At 68.3% G+C, this 18,812-nt stretch carries 17 protein-coding genes, 1 tRNA gene and 1 pseudogene; 11 read left to right on the top strand and 8 right to left on the bottom strand.

The annotated features are described in order from the left end of the window. Window positions 1–41 precede the first annotated feature (41 nt). Both rpmE and ACFDS6_RS03200 read left to right on the top strand, forming a co-directional pair. Entirely contained in the window at window positions 42–272 is a 231-nt protein-coding gene (gene rpmE, locus ACFDS6_RS03205; protein WP_019514824.1) for a 50S ribosomal protein L31, read from the top strand. Between the two features lie 54 nt (window positions 273–326). Next, the gene (locus ACFDS6_RS03200; RefSeq protein WP_375270660.1) at window positions 327–653 is read left to right on the top strand and encodes a PilZ domain-containing protein; all 327 of its coding nucleotides are present in this window, start codon (window positions 327–329) and stop codon (window positions 651–653) included. Between the two features lie 9 nt (window positions 654–662). On the opposite strand, the gene ACFDS6_RS03195 is transcribed toward ACFDS6_RS03200, so the two are convergent. Continuing rightward, window positions 663–752 (bottom strand) — tRNA-Ser (locus ACFDS6_RS03195). A gap of 143 nt (window positions 753–895) precedes the next feature. On the opposite strand from ACFDS6_RS03195, the gene ACFDS6_RS03190 reads away from it, so the two are divergent. The 9 genes from ACFDS6_RS03190 (at window position 896) to mazG (ending at window position 9,642) form a co-directional block, all read left to right on the top strand. Beyond that, window positions 896–1,897, top strand: a complete 1,002-nt coding sequence (locus ACFDS6_RS03190) for a lytic transglycosylase domain-containing protein (protein WP_375270659.1) — start codon at window positions 896–898, stop codon at window positions 1,895–1,897. Further along, window positions 1,881–2,642: an SPOR domain-containing protein gene (locus tag ACFDS6_RS03185; RefSeq protein ID WP_375270658.1), complete on the top strand. Its 762-nt coding sequence runs from the start codon at window positions 1,881–1,883 to the stop codon at window positions 2,640–2,642. Before ACFDS6_RS03190 ends, ACFDS6_RS03185 begins: the two co-directional genes overlap by 17 nt. A gap of 46 nt (window positions 2,643–2,688) precedes the next feature. Continuing rightward, window positions 2,689–3,870 (top strand): D-alanyl-D-alanine carboxypeptidase family protein, encoded by a 1,182-nt coding sequence (locus ACFDS6_RS03180; RefSeq protein WP_375270657.1) that lies wholly within the window; start codon window positions 2,689–2,691, stop codon window positions 3,868–3,870. Further along, window positions 3,870–4,496, top strand: a complete 627-nt coding sequence (gene tmk / locus ACFDS6_RS03175; RefSeq protein WP_375270656.1) for a dTMP kinase — start codon at window positions 3,870–3,872, stop codon at window positions 4,494–4,496. Before ACFDS6_RS03180 ends, tmk begins: the two co-directional genes overlap by 1 nt. Before the next feature lie 65 nt (window positions 4,497–4,561). Next, complete coding sequence (locus ACFDS6_RS03170) at window positions 4,562–5,512, top strand: AAA family ATPase (RefSeq protein WP_375270726.1); 951 nt, start codon at window positions 4,562–4,564, stop codon at window positions 5,510–5,512. 31 nt (window positions 5,513–5,543) lie between these two features. After that, on the top strand, window positions 5,544–7,097 hold the full coding sequence (gene metG, locus ACFDS6_RS03165) for a methionine--tRNA ligase (protein ID WP_375270655.1): 1,554 nt from the start codon (window positions 5,544–5,546) through the stop codon (window positions 7,095–7,097). After that, a complete protein-coding gene (locus ACFDS6_RS03160) occupies window positions 7,097–7,885 on the top strand; it encodes a TatD family hydrolase (protein WP_375270654.1) in 789 nt (262 codons plus the stop codon). Before metG ends, ACFDS6_RS03160 begins: the two co-directional genes overlap by 1 nt. Then, entirely contained in the window at window positions 7,882–8,646 is a 765-nt protein-coding gene (locus tag ACFDS6_RS03155; protein ID WP_375270653.1) for an MBL fold metallo-hydrolase, read from the top strand. Before ACFDS6_RS03160 ends, ACFDS6_RS03155 begins: the two co-directional genes overlap by 4 nt. A 222-nt stretch (window positions 8,647–8,868) precedes the next feature. Next, window positions 8,869–9,642 carry a nucleoside triphosphate pyrophosphohydrolase gene (mazG, locus tag ACFDS6_RS03150; RefSeq protein ID WP_375270652.1) on the top strand — a complete coding sequence of 258 codons (774 nt, stop codon included), beginning with the start codon at window positions 8,869–8,871 and terminating at the stop codon, window positions 9,640–9,642. Here the strand turns inward: mazG and hflX are convergent. From hflX to dusB, 7 genes and pseudogenes are all read right to left on the bottom strand, one after another. Then, complete coding sequence (gene hflX, locus ACFDS6_RS03145; protein ID WP_375270651.1) at window positions 9,639–10,937, bottom strand: GTPase HflX; 1,299 nt, start codon at window positions 10,935–10,937, stop codon at window positions 9,639–9,641. The genes mazG and hflX overlap by 4 nt on opposite strands. A 25-nt stretch (window positions 10,938–10,962) precedes the next feature. After that, window positions 10,963–11,454: pseudogene (gene hfq / locus ACFDS6_RS03140) on the bottom strand (RNA chaperone Hfq); the annotation flags it as partial. Between the two features lie 116 nt (window positions 11,455–11,570). Next, window positions 11,571–12,941, bottom strand: a complete 1,371-nt coding sequence (locus ACFDS6_RS03135; RefSeq protein WP_375270650.1) for a sigma-54-dependent transcriptional regulator — start codon at window positions 12,939–12,941, stop codon at window positions 11,571–11,573. A gap of 4 nt (window positions 12,942–12,945) precedes the next feature. After that, window positions 12,946–15,180, bottom strand: a complete 2,235-nt coding sequence (locus ACFDS6_RS03130; RefSeq protein WP_375270649.1) for an ATP-binding protein — start codon at window positions 15,178–15,180, stop codon at window positions 12,946–12,948. 58 nt (window positions 15,181–15,238) lie between these two features. After that, window positions 15,239–16,678, bottom strand: a complete 1,440-nt coding sequence (gene ntrC / locus ACFDS6_RS03125) for a nitrogen regulation protein NR(I) (RefSeq protein WP_375270648.1) — start codon at window positions 16,676–16,678, stop codon at window positions 15,239–15,241. Continuing rightward, on the bottom strand, window positions 16,678–17,736 hold the full coding sequence (locus ACFDS6_RS03120) for a nitrogen regulation protein NR(II) (protein WP_375270725.1): 1,059 nt from the start codon (window positions 17,734–17,736) through the stop codon (window positions 16,678–16,680). The genes ntrC and ACFDS6_RS03120 overlap by 1 nt, the downstream gene beginning before the upstream one ends. Beyond that, on the bottom strand, window positions 17,736–18,734 hold the full coding sequence (gene dusB / locus ACFDS6_RS03115; protein WP_375270647.1) for a tRNA dihydrouridine synthase DusB: 999 nt from the start codon (window positions 18,732–18,734) through the stop codon (window positions 17,736–17,738). The genes ACFDS6_RS03120 and dusB overlap by 1 nt, the downstream gene beginning before the upstream one ends. Window positions 18,735–18,812 lie beyond the last annotated feature (78 nt).

Here is an 18,812-nt window from a genome sequence, read left to right as displayed (position 1 = left end):
TGGACGGGCTGGTCGGAACCAGCCATCAGTGGAGAACACCCATGAAGACCGGAACGCACCCCGACTATCACATGATCAAGGTGCAGATGACCGACGGCACCGTGTACGAGACTCGCTCCACCTGGGGCAAGGAAGGCGACACGATGACGCTTGAGATCGATCCTCTGGCGCACCCGGCATGGACCGGCGGTCGCGGCCAGATGCTCGACCAGGGTGGCCAGGTCGCACGCTTCAACAAGCGTTTCGGCGGTGGTCTGACGCTGCGCAAGTAAGCAGCTTTGGCTGCGCTAACGACCTGTTAGGGATAGCGGCTTAGCGTCCCTCACATGTCGATGTTCGCGGCCGAATTTGAACCAGCTCAAATGGATGGCCGGCGCCGCTCCCCGCGGGCGCCGGTTTCCTTTGATGCGCGCCTGGACGGCCAGGGCGGGATGGGGCGTACCTTGTGCAAGGTCGTCGACATCTCGCTCCACGGCTGCCGTCTGCAGACGTACAGCGCCATGACGCGCGGCCAGACGATCTGGCTCAACCTGCCCATGATCGGGCCTGTTGCCGCCAACGTCATGTGGGCGGACGATTACGTCGCCGGATGCCAATTCCGTACACCGTTGAGCGAAGAGGCCGTCGCCGCGCTGACCGAGCGCTACGCCTGATACCGCTGGTGGCGGAGAGAGTGGGATTCGAACCCACGGTGAGCGTGAACCCACGGCGGTTTTCAAGACCGCTGCCTTAAACCACTCGGCCATCTCTCCGCAGTGCGGGCTCGCGCTTAGGACGGTTGCGGTGCCGCGTGCAAGTGCGACGACGATTGACTGTTCTCGCACGTCGCGGGCTATGCCAGAACGCGCGGATGCGTATCGTGCGAGTAATAGCCGCCAGGTGGCGGGCGGGATTGATGGCTGCGGCCTGTTTGCTGGTGAGCGGTCAGCCCGCGGTCGCGCAGGACGAGAGCGGCTTTCAGGCCTATCTGACGACCCTGCGCGCGCAGGCGATCGCCGCGGGGGTCAAGACCGCGACCGTCGACTCCGTGCTGCCGACGCTGACGTTCAATCCGCGCGTCGTCGCGCTGGATCGGCAGCAGCCGGAGCAGAACAACAGCGCGGCGATCCCGATGTTCGCGCCTTATCGCGCCCGCCACGTCGACGCGGCGCGGATCGGCCGCGGCCGGCGGACCTATCAGGAGCAGCGTGCACGGCTGGTCCGCGTCGAGGCCGAGACGGGTGTCCCCGCGCCGATCATGATCGCGATCTGGGGGCACGAGACCAATTACGGCAGCTACACCGGCGATTTCGACCTGCTGCGCAGCCTGGCGACGCTGGCCTACGAAGGCCGTCGCCGCACTTTATTCGCGGGCGAGTTCATCGCCGCGCTGAAGATGATCGACCGCGGCGTACCGCGCGCGCGTCTGGTCGGCAGTTGGGCGGGCGCGACCGGCAACCCGCAGTTCCTGCCGTCCGCCTATCTGCGGCTCGCGCGCGACGCGGACGGCGACGGCTTCGCCAACATCTGGAGCAGCGCGACCGACACGCTCGCCTCGATCGGCAATTATTTCACGCAGGCCGGGTGGCGCCCGGGCGAGCCGTGGGGCGTCGCAGTCAACGTGCCCGAGAGCCTGGATCGCAGCGCGGCGACCAACCGCCTCGTCTCGCCGCGCTGCCCGCGCGTCTTCGCGCGGCACAGCGGGTGGCGGACGATGGCCGAGTGGCGCGCGATGGGCATCGCGCCGCAGAACGGCGCCTGGCCGCGCGACACGACGCAGGCCGTTTTGATCGAGCCCGATGGCGCGGGGCGCACCGCCTACCTGCTGACGGGCAATTACCGCGTCATCCTCGATTATAATTGTTCCAACTTCTACGCGCTGTCGGTGGGGCTGCTGGCCGATGAGATCGCACGCTAGGCTGCTGCTAGCTCTGCCGCTGCTCGCCGCGCAGGCGCCGACGAGCGAACAGAGCGGGCTGGCACGCGCCACGGCAGGGAACGGGCAGGCGTCGGCCTACGACCGCGTCGGATCGGCGCGCGTGGGTCGGGGCGAGGCGATAACGGCCGCGCACGCCGCGCTGCCGCTCGGTTCGGTCGCGGAGGTGACCGCGCTGGACAGCGGACGCATCATCCTGGTGCAGATCACCGCGCGACCCGACACGACCGGCGCCGAGATCGAGCTGTCCGCCGCGGCCGCGCGAGCGCTGGGATTGCCGGACCAGGGCGGCCCGGTACGCGTCCGCAGCATCCAGGCGAGCGCCGCTGACCTCGCCGCGCTGCGTGCCGGCAACAGCGCGTCGCCGCGTCTTCCCGCGCCCGAGGTCCTGTTGCAGGCACTACGGCGCGGCCTGACCGCCTCACAGACCGCGCGAGCGCCCGCGCCGAAGCCGCGCGCCGCCCCGCCGCGGCCGGTCCGATCAGCGGCCGCCGTCCGCCAAGCGGCCGCTGCACCGCAGGGCCGCTTTCGCGTCCAAGTTGCCGCTTTGGCTGACGAGCAGCGCGCGCGCGCTGTGGCACGCGACCTGAACGGCCAGGTCGAGCGCGCGGGTTCGCTGTGGCGTATCCGTCTGGGCCCGTTCGCCGATCGCGCGCGGGCGCAGCGGGCGCGTGACGCGGCGATTGCGCGTGGCTATGGTGGCGCCTCGATCATCTCCGCCCCCTGATTTCGTGAACGATGCCCCTCGTGGCCAGAATGTGGAAAGTGCGTCCATGCCCAAGTTCCTGACCGCCATCGCGGCTCCTGCCGTGGTTCTCGCCGGCGCCTATCCGGCCGTCGCGCAGGCGCCCGCCGCGCCGCAGTTCGACACGCCCGCACCCGTCGCCTTCATGGAGGACATGTCGTCGGGCGCGGTGCTGTTCGCGAAGGACGCCGACCGCCGTATGCCGCCCGCCTCCATGGCGAAGATGATGACGGTGTACACCGCATTCGAGATGCTGCGAAAAGGCGACATCCGGCTCGACCAGGAGCTCGAGGTGCGGCCCGAGACGTGGCAGAAGTGGCACGGGCCCTCGGCGGGCTCGACCATGTTCCTGTCCGCGGGCGAGCGCGTGTCGGTCGCCAATTTGCTCTACGGCATCGTCACGCTGAGCGGCAACGACGCGTGCGTCGTGCTGGCGGAAGGTCTGTCTGGCACCGAGCCGGCGTTCGTCGATCGCATGAACGAGAATGCGAAGAAGCTGGGGCTCACCAACAGCCACTTCGGCACCTCGAACGGCTGGCCCGACAATGGCGTCACCTACGTCACCGCGCGCGATCTCGCCAAGCTGGCCTCCGCGACGATCGAGCAGCACCCGAAGCTCTACAAGCAATTCTACTCGCGCCGGGATTTCACCTGGGGCAAGACGATGGGCGGCAACCAGATCACGCAGGCGAACCGCGATCCGCTGCTCGGGCGCGTCGCCGGCGCGGACGGGTTGAAGACCGGCCACACCGAAGAGGCCGGCTACGGCTTCACCGGCTCGGCTGAGCAGAACGGCCGCCGCCTCGTCATGGTGCTGGCGGGGCTCACCAGCTTCAACCAGCGCGCGTCCGAATCGGTGCGTTTCATGGAATGGGGCTTCCGCGCCTGGCAGTCGAAGCCGGTGGTGAAGAGCGGCCGCGTGGTCGGGCAGGCCGACGTGCAGATGGGTGACGTGACCGCGGTCGACCTCGTCGCGCCGCGCGTGGTCGCCGTGTCGGTGCCCGCGGGGACCAGCCCGGCGGTGTCGGGCAAGATCGTCTACCAGGGTCCGCTCAAGGCGCCGATCAAGGCGGGCACGCACGTCGCCGACTTGGTGGTCAGCGCGCCGGGCCTGCCGCAGCAGGTCACGCCGCTCAACGCCGCGACCGACGTAGGCGAGGCTGGGTTCTTCCGCCGCGCGTGGCACGGCCTGACCGGCATGTTCGGGTAATGCTCGGACGCTTCCTGAGCCTGGAAGGGGGCGAGGGGGCGGGCAAGTCGACCCAGGTACGCGCGCTCGCCGACGCGTTGCAGGCGCTGGGTCGCGCAACGCTCATCACGCGTGAGCCCGGCGGCAGCGAGGGCGCGGAGGCGATCCGCGCTTTGCTGATGCAGGGTGACGCGGGTCGCTGGAGCGCGCGCAGCGAGGCGCTGCTGTTCGCCGCCGCGCGCGCCGACCACGTCGAGAAGGTGATCCGCCCGGCGCTGGACGCGGGCACCTGGGTGATCTGCGACCGCTACCTCGATTCGTCGCGTGCTTATCAAGGCACGGCCGGCGGGATCGCCGACGCCGACGTGCTCGCGCTCCACGCCTTCGGCTCGGCCGAGCTCCTGCCGGATCGCACCTACCTGCTGACTTTACCGGTACACGTCGGTGCCGGGCGCGCCGCCGCGCGCGACGGCGCGGCTGCCGATCGCTTCGCCGCGCGTGATCCCAGCTACCACGACGCGGTCGCCGCCGCGTTTGAGCGGATCGCCGAGCAGGAGCCCGCGCGCGTGCGCCGCATCGACGCGGCGCAGGACTCGCGAGCGGTCACGACTGCGATCCTCGCCGATCTGGCACCGTGGCTGCGGTGACGGAGGGGCAGCTCGTGCCGGCGCTGTATGGCCACGACGCGGCCAGCGACGCACTGCTCGCGGCGATGCGCGGCGGGGCACTGCACCACGCCTGGCTGATTACCGGGCCGCCGGGGATCGGAAAGGCGACGTTCGCGCGCGCCGCTGCAGCGCGGCTGCTCGCCGAGGCGGCGGAGCCCGGCGCCCTGCCGCCGCGACTGTCCTTGCCCGCGGGTCACCGTACCTCGGCACTGCTCACAGCCGGGTCCCACCCCGATTTTCGCGAGCTACGTCGCCTGCCCAAGAAGGACGGCAAGGACGGCGAGCGCGCACGCTCGATCACGATCGATCAGGTGCGCGGCCTCGCGCCCTTTCTCGGCACCATGGCCTCGTTGTCCGAACGGCGCGTCATCGTCATCGACAGCGCCGACGAACTGGAGCGGCCCGGCGCGTCGAATGCGTTGCTCAAGAGCCTGGAGGAACCACCCGCGGGCACGATCTTCCTGCTCGTCAGCCACGCGCCCGGTCGCTTGCTGCCGACGATCCGCTCGCGCTGTCGCGTGCTCCGGCTGGAGCCGCTCGACGACGCGGCGATGCGCGACGCGCTGTCGCAGGCGCTACCGGAGGCGAGCGCGGACGAGATTGCGGCGCTGGTCCGCGTCGGCGGCGGCTCGCCGGGCCGCGCGCTGCGCTACGCCGAACTCGACCTGTCCGAAATCGACGACGCGCTCCACGCGATCGCGCGCGACGGTGACCCGGATACCAGCCGCCGTTTCAGGCTCGCCAAGGCACTGAGCGCCAAGGCCGCGCAGCCGCGCTACGAGGCGTTCCTCGATCGTGTGCCCGGTATCATCGCGGAGGCGGCGCAGGACCGGCGCGGTCCCGCGCTCCAGGTGGCGCTCGACGCCTACGCGCGCGCGCGCGACGTGGCGGGGGCGGCGCGTGGCCTGTCGCTAGACGCGGGCGGCACCGTGCTCGAACTCGCCGGCCTCGTGTCCAGGCTGGCGGGCGACGCACCGCGCGCAACACGGGGCTGACTTACGCCGGGCGTCCGGCTAGGAGCGGTGCATGGGCAAGCCCTTCTACATCACCACCGCGATCAGCTACCCCAACGGTCGCCCGCACATCGGCCACGCCTACGAAGCGATCGCCGCCGACGCGATCGCGCGCTTCCAGCGGCAGGCCGGACGCGACGTACGCCTTCAGACCGGCACCGACGAGCACGGGCTGAAGATGGCGCAGACCGCGCGCGACCAGGGGCGTGACGTGCGCGCGTTCGCGGGCGAGATGTCGGGTCATTTCAAGAGGATGTGCGACACACTGGCGATCAGCTACGATCGCTTCATCCGCACCACCGACGATGACCATTACCGCGCCAGCCAGGCGATCTGGCGCGCGATGGAGACGGCGGGGGACCTCTACCTCGACCGTTACGAGGGCTGGTACTCGGTCCGCGACGAAGCCTTCTACGACGAGAAGGAGCTGGTCGCGGGCGAGGGCGGCGCCAAGTTGTCGCCGCAGGGCACGCCGGTGACCTGGACCGCGGAGGAAACGTGGTTCTTTCGTCTGTCCAAGTACCAGCAGCCTCTGCTCGACCTCTACGCGCGCGAGCCCGACTTCATTCGCCCGGAGAGCCGCCGTAACGAGATCATGCGCTTCGTCGAGGGCGGGCTGTCCGACCTGTCGGTGTCGCGCACCACGTTCGACTGGGGCGTGCCGGTGCCCGACAGCGACGGCCACGTCATGTACGTGTGGGTCGACGCGCTGACCAACTACCTGACCGGCGCGGGCTACCCCGATGGTGAGATGCCGTACTGGCCCGCCGACCTCCATCTGATCGGCAAGGACATCGTCCGCTTCCACGCGGTCTACTGGCCCGCGTTCCTGATGTCGGCGGGGATCGCGCTGCCCAAGACCGTCTTCGGCCACGGTTTCCTGCTTCATCGCGGCGAGAAAATGTCGAAGAGCCTGGGCAACGTGGTCGATCCGCTCGGGCTGGTCGACGCGTTCGGGGTCGACGCGCTGCGCTACTTCCTGCTGCGCGAGGTCAGCTTCGGGCAGGACGGCAGCTACTCGGCCGAGGCGATCGTGACCCGCGTTAACGCCGAACTCGCGAACGCGTTCGGTAATCTGGCGCAGCGGACGCTGTCGTTCATCGCCAAGAACCTCGGCGGCTCGCTGCCCGATGTCGGCCGCCGCGAGGACGCCGACGCGCAGTTGATCGAGGAAATGGTCGTCGCCTGCGCCGGCCTGCGCACCGCTTTCGATGACCTGATGCTCAGCCAGGGGATCGAGGCGTGGCTGCGCGGCGTTTTCGCGTGCAACCAGTACATCGACGCGCAGGCGCCGTGGTCGTTGCGCAAGACCGATCTCGCGCGGATGCACGCGGTGCTCGGCACGCTCGTCCGCGCGATCCGCATGCTCGCGATCGCGATCCTGCCGGTGGTGCCGCGCGGCGCGGGGCACGTGCTCGACCTGCTCGGGGCCGAAGATCGCTCGCACGCCGCGATCGACGACGATGGCTGGTACGCCCGCCAGGCCGCGTCGGGCTTCGTGCTCGCGGCGCCAACCCCGGCATTCCCGCGACTGGAACTGCCCGCCGAGGCGGAGGTCGCCGCCTGATGCTGGTCGATAGCCACTGCCACCTGAACTACAAGGGGCTCGCCGAGGAACAGCAGGCGGTGCTTGCACGCGCGCGCGCACGCGGCGTCACGGCGATGCTGAACATCGCCACGCGCGAGAGCGAGTGGGACGACGTGCTCGCCGTGGCGGAGCGCGAACCCGACGTGTGGGCAAGCGTCGGCATCCACCCGCATGAGGCCGATGCGCACCCGCACGTCGACACGGCGCGGCTGGTCGCGCGCGCCGCGCACCCGCGCGTCGTCGCCATCGGAGAGAGCGGGCTCGACTATCATTACGACTACTCGGACCGCGAGCGTCAGCAGGCGAGCTTCCGCGCGCACATCGCCGCGGCGCGCGAGGCGCGCGTCCCGCTGATCGTCCACACCCGCGATGCCGAAGAGGACACGCTCGCGATCCTCGGCGACGAGATGAGCAGGGGCGCCTACACCGGCGTGATCCACTGCTTCACCGCCAGCGCTGCCTTCGCCGACGCGGCGATGAAGCTCGGCTTCTTCATATCAATCTCCGGCATCGTAACGTTCAAGAACGCCCGCGACCTTCAGGAGACGGCAGCACGCATCCCCGGCGATCGGCTGCTGATCGAAACAGATGCGCCCTTCCTCGCGCCCGTGCCACATCGCGGCAAGACGGGAGAGCCGGGCTTCGTTGCCGACACGGCGGGGTTCCTGGCGAACTTGCGTGGCGAGGAAGTCGGGCATTTACAGATGTATACGGCTCACAATTTTCACGCGCTGTTCAGCAAGACGGCTGCGCAGGCGACGGCGTGAAGGTTCGCATCCTCGGGTCGGGAACGTCGTCGGGGGTGCCGCGCATCGGCAATGACTGGGGTGCGTGCGATCCGGCCGAGCCGCGCAATCGCCGCACGCGCGCGTCGTTGCTGGTCGAACACGACGGGACGCGCATCCTGATCGATACCGGCCCCGACATGCGCGAGCAATTGCTCGCCGCCGACGTCGGCGTCGTGGACGCGGTCATATGGACGCACGCGCATGCCGACCACGTATTCGGCATCGACGATCTGCGACAAATCTACCACGCGCGGGGTGCGCCCGTTCCGGGCTATGCGCGACCGGCCACGGCCGCGCTGTTGCGGCGCCAGTTCGCTTACGTGTTCGACGGAGCGGGGGGCTACCCGCCGACAGTCGAGTTGTCGGACCTGTCCGATACCCTGACTGTTGGAACAATCAGTATCAGCGTGGTCGATCAACCGCACGGTTCGATCACATCAGCCGGGTTGCGCTTCGACGCGGGCGGCGTGCGGGTCGGGTACGCGACCGACGTCAGCGGCATGACCGATGACATGCGCGCGTGCTACGCTGATCTGGACCTATGGATCGTGGACGCCTTGCGCCGACGTCCGCATCCATCGCACGCCGATCTGCCAACAGTGCTTGGGTGGATCGAGGAACTCGGACCGGCGGAGACGGCGTTGATCCACATGGATCAGTCGATGGACTATCGAACGCTAAGCGATACGCTGCCTAGGGGAGTAGAACCCGGTTTCGACGGCTGGGAACGTCGCTGGTGAGCGATATGCTCGGGCAGACACTATTCTACGCGCTTCTTCTCTTGCTCCCGCTATCCGCGCTAGCGGCGCGGCGTCTGCCGATGGCTACAGTGATACGGTACGCGATCGCTTGGATCGTCATCTTCGCGATCGGGTTCATCCTCGTCCGCGCCGTCTGCTAAACACGATCTTAAGCTTTACTTCACATAATGTTTATTATCGAACTCTGTTTAGAGACTAGACATGGCTATCGAACGCCTTCTCTCGATCATGCAGCAGCTGCGTTCGCCGGATGGCTGCGAATGGGATCGCGCGCAGACGTTCGAGACCATCGCACCTTACACGATCGAGGAAGCCTATGAAGTCGCCGACGCGATCACGCGCGGTGACATGGGCGACCTCAAGGACGAACTCGGTGATCTCCTGCTGCAAGTCGTGTTCCACAGCCGTATCGCTGAGGAAGCCGGTCTATTCGCCTTTGAAGACGTCGTCACTGCGATCAGCGACAAGATGGAGCGGCGCCATCCGCATATCTTCGGCACTGTCGCCGATATAAGTCACCACTCTTGGGAGCAGGTGAAAGCGACCGAGCGGCAGGCCAAGGGTTTTTGCGGCGCGCTTGCTGGCGTTGCGCTCGGTTTGCCGGCGCTGCAGCGAGCGGAGAAAATCCAGAAGCGGGCTGCCCGTGTCGGGTTCGACTGGCCCGACGCGACAGGTCCGCGAGCGAAGATCGACGAGGAATTGCACGAAGCCGATCGGGCCGAGATGACCGATGCGCGCGAGGACGAGATCGGCGATCTCCTGTTCGCCACGGTTAACTGGGCGCGCCACCACGGGATTGATGCGGAGGCAGCGCTACGACGTGCCACCGCCAAGTTCGAGCGGCGCTTCGCGGCGATGGAAGCCAGCACCGCGGACATCGGCGCACTTGACCTGGAGCAGCAGGAAGCACTCTGGCTGCGCGCGAAGGCCGATGAACGTGAAAGCGACCCGTCAGCCAACAGGTCAGATACCTAGTCCTCCAACGATCGTTGCTGGAACCGGTCGTAATCGCGCTCGGCCATCCGCACCTCATAATGCGCCTGATCGTCGTCGATCTGCTGCGACAAAACTTCGCCGTGCTGATGCAGCCAGGCAGCGCCGGCGCCATCGGCGGGATCGAGTGCGATCACGTAGCGACGGTGGGCCGAGGTCAGCCGCGTTGCTGCATGCCTGATCAGGTCGTCGACCCCCTGCCCGGTCAGCGCGGAGATCGCGACCACGTCGTCGCGTCTGCTCGCGTCGGCCAGTAGCACGTCCCGATCGACCAGTTCGAGTTGGTCCACCTTGTTCCACGCTTCGATACGCGGCGTCGTGTCGGCGACGCCGATCTCTTCCAGCACCGCCTCCACGTCGGCGCGCTGCGCCTCGCTATCGGGATGCGCGATGTCGCGCACGTGGATCAACAGGTCCGCCGAGACGACCTCCTCCAGCGTGGCCTTGAACGCGGCGACGAGCTGCGTCGGCAGTTCGGACACGAAGCCTACCGTGTCCGACAGGATCGCCTTGTCGATCCCGGGCAACGAAATCTGCCGCAGCGTCGGGTCGAGCGTGGCGAACAGCAGGTCTTCGGCCATGACGTCGCTGCCGGTCACGCGATTGAACAGCGTCGACTTGCCCGCATTCGTATAGCCCACCAGCGCGATGACCGGCCATGGCGCGCGCTGGCGTCGCTCACGGTGGAGCCCGCGCGTCCGCGTCACCTGGTCGAGCTCGCGTCGCAGCCGTGCCATACGATCGCGGATCAGGCGACGGTCGGCCTCGATCTGCGTCTCGCCCGGGCCCCCGAGAAATCCGAAGCCGCCGCGCTGCCGCTCCAGGTGGGTCCAACTGCGCACCAGCCGACCCGACTGATAGTCGAGATGCGCGAGCTCGACCTGCAGTCGGCCCTCGGCGGTTGCCGCACGCTCGCCGAAGATCTCGAGGATCAGGCCGGTGCGATCGATCACCTTGGCTTCGAGCGCAGTCTCCAGGTTGCGCTGCTGGATCGGTGTCAGCGCGCCATCGAACACGACGAGTTGCGCATCCTCCATCCGGGCGCGCCCGGCGATATCGGATATCTGGCCGCTGCCGATCAGCGTCGCAGCGCGAGGTGCCCGCACGCGTAGCGCGATGCGGTCGACCACCTCGACGCCGATCGCTTCGGCCAAGCCCGCGGTCTCCTCGAGTCTCGCGTCAGCGTCGCGCGACGACCCGCCGAGATCGGGAAATACAACGATTGCCTTGGCTCCGCGGGCGAACTCGTCGCGGTCGCGATCGAACCCGGCGCTCACGCCTGCGACTCCAGCTGGTACACGCTCAATCCCCGTCCTGCTCCTCGGCCAGGTTTAGCGGTTGCGACGGCTGGATGGTCGAGACGGCATGCTTGTAGACGAGCTGCGACATGCCGTCGCGCTGGAGCAGCATGCAGAACAGATCGAATGCCGCGATCGCGCCCTGCAGCATGACGCCGTTGACGAGGAACATCGTTACCGGGTCCTCGGACTTCCGGACGGCATTGAGGAAGATGTCCTGGAGCAGCGGCTGCTTGCGGGCCGGCTCACCCAGCGAGCCGACGATCCCCCCGACGTCGATCTGCCCCGCGGGCATGATCGTCGAGATGGCGTGCTTGTAGATGAGCTGCGACTGGCCGTCGCGGCGCAGCAGCACCGAGAAATTGTCGAACCAGGTGACGATGCCCTGCAGTTTCACGCCCTTCACCAGGAACATGGTTACCGGCGTCTTGGTTTTGCGCAGCGAGTTGAGGAAAAGGTCCTGGAGCGAGGTGGGCTTGTCGGCCATGAGATCGTCCTTGTTCTTGGCGGGAGGTTCCCCGCGATGCGCCGGTGCCCGGCGTCGGCGTTGATGAAGCTATGCAACGTGCCGCCCCGCGTCCAGTGCCACGCGGACGATAAGTTGCCGGTGGCTCAATCCTCGCGGGTCTCGGTAATGCCGAGCAACTTCAATTTGCGGTGCAGCGCCGAGCGTTCCATGCCGATGAAGCTGGCGGTGCGCGAGATGTTGCCCGAGAAGCGCCTGATCTGCACGCGCAGATATTCGCGCTCGAACGTCTCGCGCGCCTCTCGCAGCGGCGCGCCCATGATCGCGCTGCTGCCCGCGCCCGAACCCTGATCGCCCAGCACCTCGACCGGCAGCAGGTCGACGTCGATCCGCCCGATGCGATTGCCCGGCGCGAGGATGATCGTCCGCTCGACGACGTTGCGCAACTCGCGCACGTTGCCCGGCCAATCGAACGATTGCAGCGCCACCATCGCCTCGGTCGCGATCTGTGGCGTCGCGACGCGGCGCTCGGCGGCGTAATGCGCGACGAAATGCTCGACCAGCGGCGGGATGTCCTCGCGCCGCTCGGCGAGCGACGGGATCGTCACCGGCACCACGTTGAGGCGGTAGTACAGGTCCTCGCGAAAGCGCCCTTCGGCGATCTCGACCGGCAGGTCGCGCGCGGTGGCGGACACGACGCGGATGTCGACCTTGACGACGCGCGTGCCCCCCACTCGCGTGAAGCTCTGATCGGTCAGCACCCGCAAGATGCGCGCCTGCGTCGCCATCGGCATGTCCGCGATCTCGTCGAGGAACAGCGTTCCACCGTGCGCCTGTTCGAGCAGGCCGGTGCGTTTCAGGTCACCGTGCTCCTCGACGCCGAACAGTTCCTCCTCGACGCGCTCGGGCGCCATGCCGGCCGCGCTCATCAGCACGAAATTGGCGTGCGCGCGCTGGCTCCAGCCGTGGAGCAGACGCGCGGCCACCTCCTTGCCGACGCCCGCCGGCCCCATGATGAGCGTGCGGCTGCCCGTTCCCGCGACGCGCTTGAGCGTCGCGCGCACCGCGTTGATCCCGGTCGAATTGCCGGTCAGGTCGACCGCCCTGCCCGCCGCCGCGCGCAGCGACGCCACCTCGGCGCGCAGCCGCTCGGTCTCGGTCGCGCGCTCCACCATCAGCAGCAGGCGCTCGGCCTGGAACGGCTTCTCGATGAAGTCGGCCGCGCCCTTTCGGATCGCGGCGACCGCGGTGTCGAGCGTCCCGTGCCCCGAGATCACGAGCACGGGGATTGACGGGTCGCGATGCTTGATCTCGTCGAGCAGCTCCAGTCCGTCGATGCGCGATCCCTGCAACCAGACGTCGAGCAGCACCAGGCTCGGTCGCCTGGTCGCGATCGCCTCCAGCGCGGTGTCGCTGTCCGCGGCGACGCGCGTGTCATAGCCCTCGTCCTCCAGCACGCCGGCCACGAGTTCGCGGATGTCGAGTTCGTCGTCGACGACGAGGATGTCGATCGCCATGCGTCTAGTTCCGGCTCCTGGTCAAAGCGGCGATCGAGCGATCGTCGTGCTGGCTGTCTGGTTCGTCGTCGAGCGCGAGCGGTTCGAGCAGCGCTGGCTCGAATGACAGGGTCACGATCGTGCCCCCGCCCGGACGATCGTCGAAGCTGATCGATCCGTGGTGCTCCTCGACGATCTTCTTGACGATGGCGAGGCCGAGGCCGGTGCCGCGCGCGCGCGTCGTCATGTACGGCTCGACGATCCGCTCGCGTTCCGCGGGCAGCCCGACGCCCGTATCGGCGACGCTGATGGTCACGCGCCGATCGTCGCCGGTCAGGCGCATGGTGATCGACGCGTCGTCGCGATCCGCGGCCTCGACCGCCTCGACCGCGTTCTTGACCACGTTGGTCAACGCTTGTCCGAGCTGGCGGCGATCGCACACCAGCATCGGTGCCGAATCGTCGTAGTCGAGCGTGAAGCGGATGCGCGGGTGCGCGACCTCGTGGAGGAACATGGTCTGGCGCGCGACGTCGAGCAATGCCTCGTGGCGGAACACGGGCTTGGGCATGCGGGCAAACGATGAGAACTCGTCCACCATTCGGCGCAGATCGCCGACCTGCCGCACGATCGTGTCGGTCAGCCGCGCGAATGTCGTATCGCCCTCCTCGACCTTGCCGCCGTAGCGGCGCTGGAGTCGCTCGGCGGCGAGCTGGATCGGCGTAAGCGGATTCTTGATCTCGTGCGCGATGCGACGCGCGACGTCGGCCCAGGCGGCGCGGCGCTGATCGGTCAGCTGCTGCGTGATGTCGTCGAAGGTGATGATCGGCCCCGACCCGTCGCGCGCGACTCGCGCGGCGAAGGTGCGCTGCTCACCCGCGACCGACACCTGCACCGCGCCCTCACGCGCGCCGGCGGTGAGCAACGCGTCGAGCTCGGGCGCGACGCTGGCGAGCGGGCGCCCGATCGGCGAGGTTTCGAGGCCGAGCAACGTCTGCGCCGAGCTGTTGATCAGCCGGATGGTGCGATCCTCGGCGATCGACAGCACGCCGGCGGACACGCCCGACATCACAGCCTCGATCAGCGCGCGGCGGCTCTCCAGCTGGGTGTTGGCGGTGACGAGCGCGGTGTTCTGCGTCTCGATGCGCGAGGTCATCGCGTTGAAGGCGTTGGAGAGCACGCCGACCTCGTCGCGCTCCAGCGTGTCGGGCACGCGCGCGGCGAGATCGCCGTTGGCGACGCGCCGCGCCGCCTCGACCAGTTCGCCGACCGGGCGCACGAGCCGGTCCGCCACCTGGAGCGCGATCCACACCGCGATGCCGACGATCAGCAGCGAGATGATGAGCAGCGCGGCGTTAAAACGCAGCTGCAGCGAGCGCGCGCGCTCCAGCAGCTGGCGATAATCGCCGAGCACCGCCGCGCCGCGGTCGATCTGCGCCGACAATTGCGGGTCGAAGACGCGCGCCGAGTAAAGATAGGTGTTCGGTTGATAATCGAGCCGCGTCAGCGCGCCGGCGCGATCGGTACCCTGCACGATCACGGTCGGTCCGGAACGATCCAGCTTCGCCACCATAGCGGGGGTGACGACACGCTCCAGCGGACGATCGTACGGGTTGAGCAGCGCCAGGGTGCGCAACTCGCCGTCGGCGCCGCGGCTGACGATCAGCGCCTCCGACAGGTTGCGCAGGTACAATTGGTAGGCGAGCCCCTCGCTGAAGCGCTTGCTATCGATCGTGTCGTTGCGCAGGTAATTGGCGAGATCGCTCGACATAGTGGCAGTTTCCTGCGCCACGCGGTTGAGCTCGCTGCGGTAATTCTCCTGCGCCAGGCTGGCGGCATTCTCGAACATGCTGCGCGCGCGGTCGGAATACCAGAATTGCACGCCGTACTGGAACAGCAGCGAAGCGAAGATCGTCACCAGCAGCGCCGGCACTGCCGCGACCGCCGAGAACAACAGCACGAGGCGGACGTGCAACCGCCCCTCCCCACCCACCGGCGAGCGCGCGGCGCGGCGGCGCGCGATACGACGCCCGGCGAGCATCATCAGTGCGATACCGCCCGCCAGATTGGCGACGAGGACGAGCGCGATGACCGGCGGCGCCAGCAACCCCTTGGGATCGCCCTCGCCGCGCACGATGAAGTAGCTGGCGACTGCCACCGCGAGCACGGCTGCCAGCACGCCCAATTCGACCGTCGGGGTCACCGACAGCCTGCGCTTCAGTGGCGATAGCGACGGGAAAGCGGGCTCGGCGCCGGCATGCATCAACGGCGCGCTACACCATCACTGTTGCATAGAAAACACATATTTCGGTGAACGGAGCCTATGACGCCGTGATTGGCGGGACGTCCGGGTCGATCCCGAGCAGGTCGAGCCGCTTGCGCAACGTGTTGCGATTGAGCCCGATCGCGCGCGCCGCGCGCAGCTGGTTGCCGCCGTGCCGACGTAGCATCGCCTCGATCATCGGCCGCTCGACCGCGGCGACCAGGCGGGCGTGGAGCGTTCCGTCATCGAGCGTGCGAGGCTCGGTGTGGGCCAGGTGGTCGATCATCGCGTGTACGGCCTCGTCCAGATCGAGCGCAGCCGGTGACGGCGTGGAGGCCGTGCCGCCGCCCATCGTGCCGCGGATCTCGGCAACGCTGATCCGGTCGTCGCGCGACAGCGCGGCGAGCCGACGCATCAGATTTTCCAGCTCGCGCACGTTGCCGGGCCAGTCGTGCGCCTCCAGCGCGGAAACTGCAGCGGGGTCGAGGGTCTTGCGTGGCAACCCTGCTTCCGCAGCGCGATCGAGAAAATGCCGCGCGAGCTCGGCCACATCGTCGCGGCGTTCGCGCAAGGCGGGAAGCGAGATCGGCACGACGTTGAGCCGGTAGAACAGATCCTCACGAAAAGCGCCTTCCGCGACGGCCGCCAGCAAATCGCGGTTGGTCGCGGCGACGATGCGGACGTTGGCCCGAATCGCGCGCGAGCCGCCGACCGTCGTGAACTCACCCGATTGCAGCACGCGAAGCAGTCGCGTCTGCGCCTCGCGCGGCATGTCGCCGATCTCGTCCAGAAACAACGTACCGCCGTTCGCTTGCTCGAAGCGTCCGGCGGTGCGCTGCGCTGCCCCCGTAAAAGCGCCGCGCTCGTGACCGAACAGCTCCGCCTCAATCAGGTCGCGGGGGATGGCGGCCATGTTGATGGCGATGAACGGTGCATGGCGCCTGGCGCCCAGGTCGTGGATCGCGCGCGCGACCAGTTCCTTGCCCGTGCCCGACTCGCCGGAGACGAGCACGGTGAGGTCGTTCGAGACGACGCGCGCGATGACGCGGTAGACCTCCTGCATCGAGGGCGATCGCCCGATCAGCGGCAAGGACGCGTCGGCGTCGTCGCTGGCCGGCGCCGCGTCGCCGCGTCGGCGCGCGAGGGCGGACGCGACGGTGCGGGTCAGCGTGTCGAGGTCGAACGGTTTGGGCAGATAATCGTAGGCGCCGGCCTCGTTCGCGCGGACCGCGGTGGTAAGCGTGTTGCGCGCGGAGAGTACCACCACCGGCAGGTCGCTGTGTTCGGCGACGATGCGGGTCGCGTGGTCGATGCCGTCGCCGTCTGGCAGCACGACATCGGTGACCAGGGCGTCGGGCAGCTTGGCGCCCAGTTCGCGGTCGAGATCGGCGAGGCAGGTCGCGGTGCGGACCTGGTGCCCGGCACGGCGCAGCGCCTGCGCGACCACCAGTCGTACCGCGTCGTCGTCGTCGACCAGCAGGATATCCGCGCCGGCCATCACGCGGCGCGCGGTAGCAGGATGCGGAACACCGTCGCGTGCGGCACGCCCTCGCGCGAATATTGCACGATCCCTCCCATGTCGCGGATCAGCTTGTCGACCAGCGCCAGTCCTAAGCCCTTGCCCTCCGGCTTGCTCGAGACGAACGGGTCGAACAGGTGTTCGGCGATGTCGTCCGGCGCGCCGGGTCCGGTGTCCATGACGCAGATCTCGATCGGCAAGGCGACGCGGCCGCTGCCGTCGCGCGCGGCGACGGTAATGCCATGACGATAGGCCGTCGCCAGCGTGATACGGCGTTCCCCAATCTGCCCCAGCGCGGCGGCCGCGTTCTTCAGCAGGTTGAGGATCACCTGCAACAAAGCGTCGTGGTTGCCGAGCGCGAGCGGCAGCGAGGGATCGTAGCGCTCCTCGATCGCGATCCCGCGCGCGAAACCCGCCAGCGCCACGCGTCGCGCGTGCGCGAGCAGCGGATAGATGTTGAGCGCCGCGACCTCGCGCGGGCGGGTGTCGGTGAAATCCTCCATGCGGTCGATCAGCGCGGCGATGCGGTCGACTTCCTTGATGACCAGCCGGCAGAGGTCATCGGGCGCGGCACCGTCGGCGATCAGTTGCGCCGCGCCGCGGATGCTCGACAGCGGGTTCTTGATCTCGTGCGCGAGCATCGCCGCCGCCCCGACCGCCGAGCGCGCGGCGGCGGCGCGGTCCATCGTCTGCCCGAGCCGGCGCGAGGGCGCGGCATTGTGCAGCGTGAGCACGCGCCAACCCGCGCGATCCGGAACCTCCGCCTCGATCAGGTCGACGCGCAGCTTGAGCCCGCGCGCGGTCTCGACCTGGGTGTCGAAGGCGGCGGCGGCGTGCCCGGCGCGGCGCGCGGCGCTGCTCGGCAGGGTGAGCACATCGGCAATCCCCTGCCCCAGCAGCGCGCGCTGCGACATGTTGAGCAGCGTCTCGCCCTCGGCATTGACGCGCGCGATCCGATCGGCGGGGTCGAGCAGCAGCATCGCGACCGGCAACGCCGCCAGCAGATCGGCGTCACCAGGATCGCACGCCGCGAGCATCACGCCGCGGCGCGATTTAGATACGGCGCGTAGAAGTCGCGCAGCATCGCCTTGACGCGGTTCGCGTCGGGTTCCTGGTTCACCTTGTTGCGGAACACGGCCGAACCGTCGATCCCCTTGGTGTACCAGCCGATGTGCTTGCGCGCCATGTTGACGCCAGTGACGGGGCCGTAGTGGTCGAGCATCATGTCGTAATGTTCGGCGATCACGTGATATTGTTCGTCGAGCGACGGATCGGGCACGCGGCGGCCCTCGGCGAACCACGTCATCAACTGACCGAGCAGCCACGGGCGACCGTAAGCGCCGCGCCCTACCATGATGCCGTCGGCACCCGATTGCTCCAGTGCGGCCTCGGCGTCCTCGATTCCGCAGATGTCGCCGTTGGCGATCACGGGGATCGACACCGCGTCCTTGACCCGGCGGATGAAGCGCCAGTCGGCCGAGCCCTTGTACATCTGGTTGCGCGTGCGGCCGTGGACGGTGACCATGCGAATGCCCAGATCCTCGGCGATCCGTGCGAGCTCGGGTGCGTTCAGGCTGTCGTGGCACCAGCCCATCCGCATTTTGAGCGTAACCGGTACCTCCACCGCCTTCACGACGCCCTCGATGATCGCGCGCGCGAGCACGAGATCGCGCATCAGCGCCGAGCCCGCGTCGCCGTTGGTCACTTTGCGCACGGGGCAGCCCATGTTGATGTCGATGATCGCCGCGCCCTTGTCGCGCGCGAGCTTCGCCGCCTCCCCCATCTCGAAGGGCGCGCAGCCAACGAGCTGCATCGACACCGGCTCCTCGGACAGGTGCCACATCGCCTTCTGCAGCGACTGGCGCGTCTCGCGGATCGCCGCCTGGCTCGCGATCATCTCGGTCACGTTGAGGCCGGAGCCGTAGCGACGCACCAATGTGCGGAACGGCTGGTCGGTCACGCCGGTCATCGGCGCGAGCACGACGGGCTGGTCGATCCGCACCGGACCGATCTGGATGGGAGTAAGCTTCTGCATGTTGCCTGTTATTTAGGCAGTAAACGCTCCAGGCGAGGGTGGCAAGGCGGGGGTGGCAAGGCGGGCGCGATGCGACTA

The organism is Sphingomonas sp. (assembly GCF_042095875.1).
GTDB lineage: Bacteria > Pseudomonadota > Alphaproteobacteria > Sphingomonadales > Sphingomonadaceae > Sphingomonas.
This window is presented reverse-complemented; position numbering and strand designations above follow the sequence as displayed.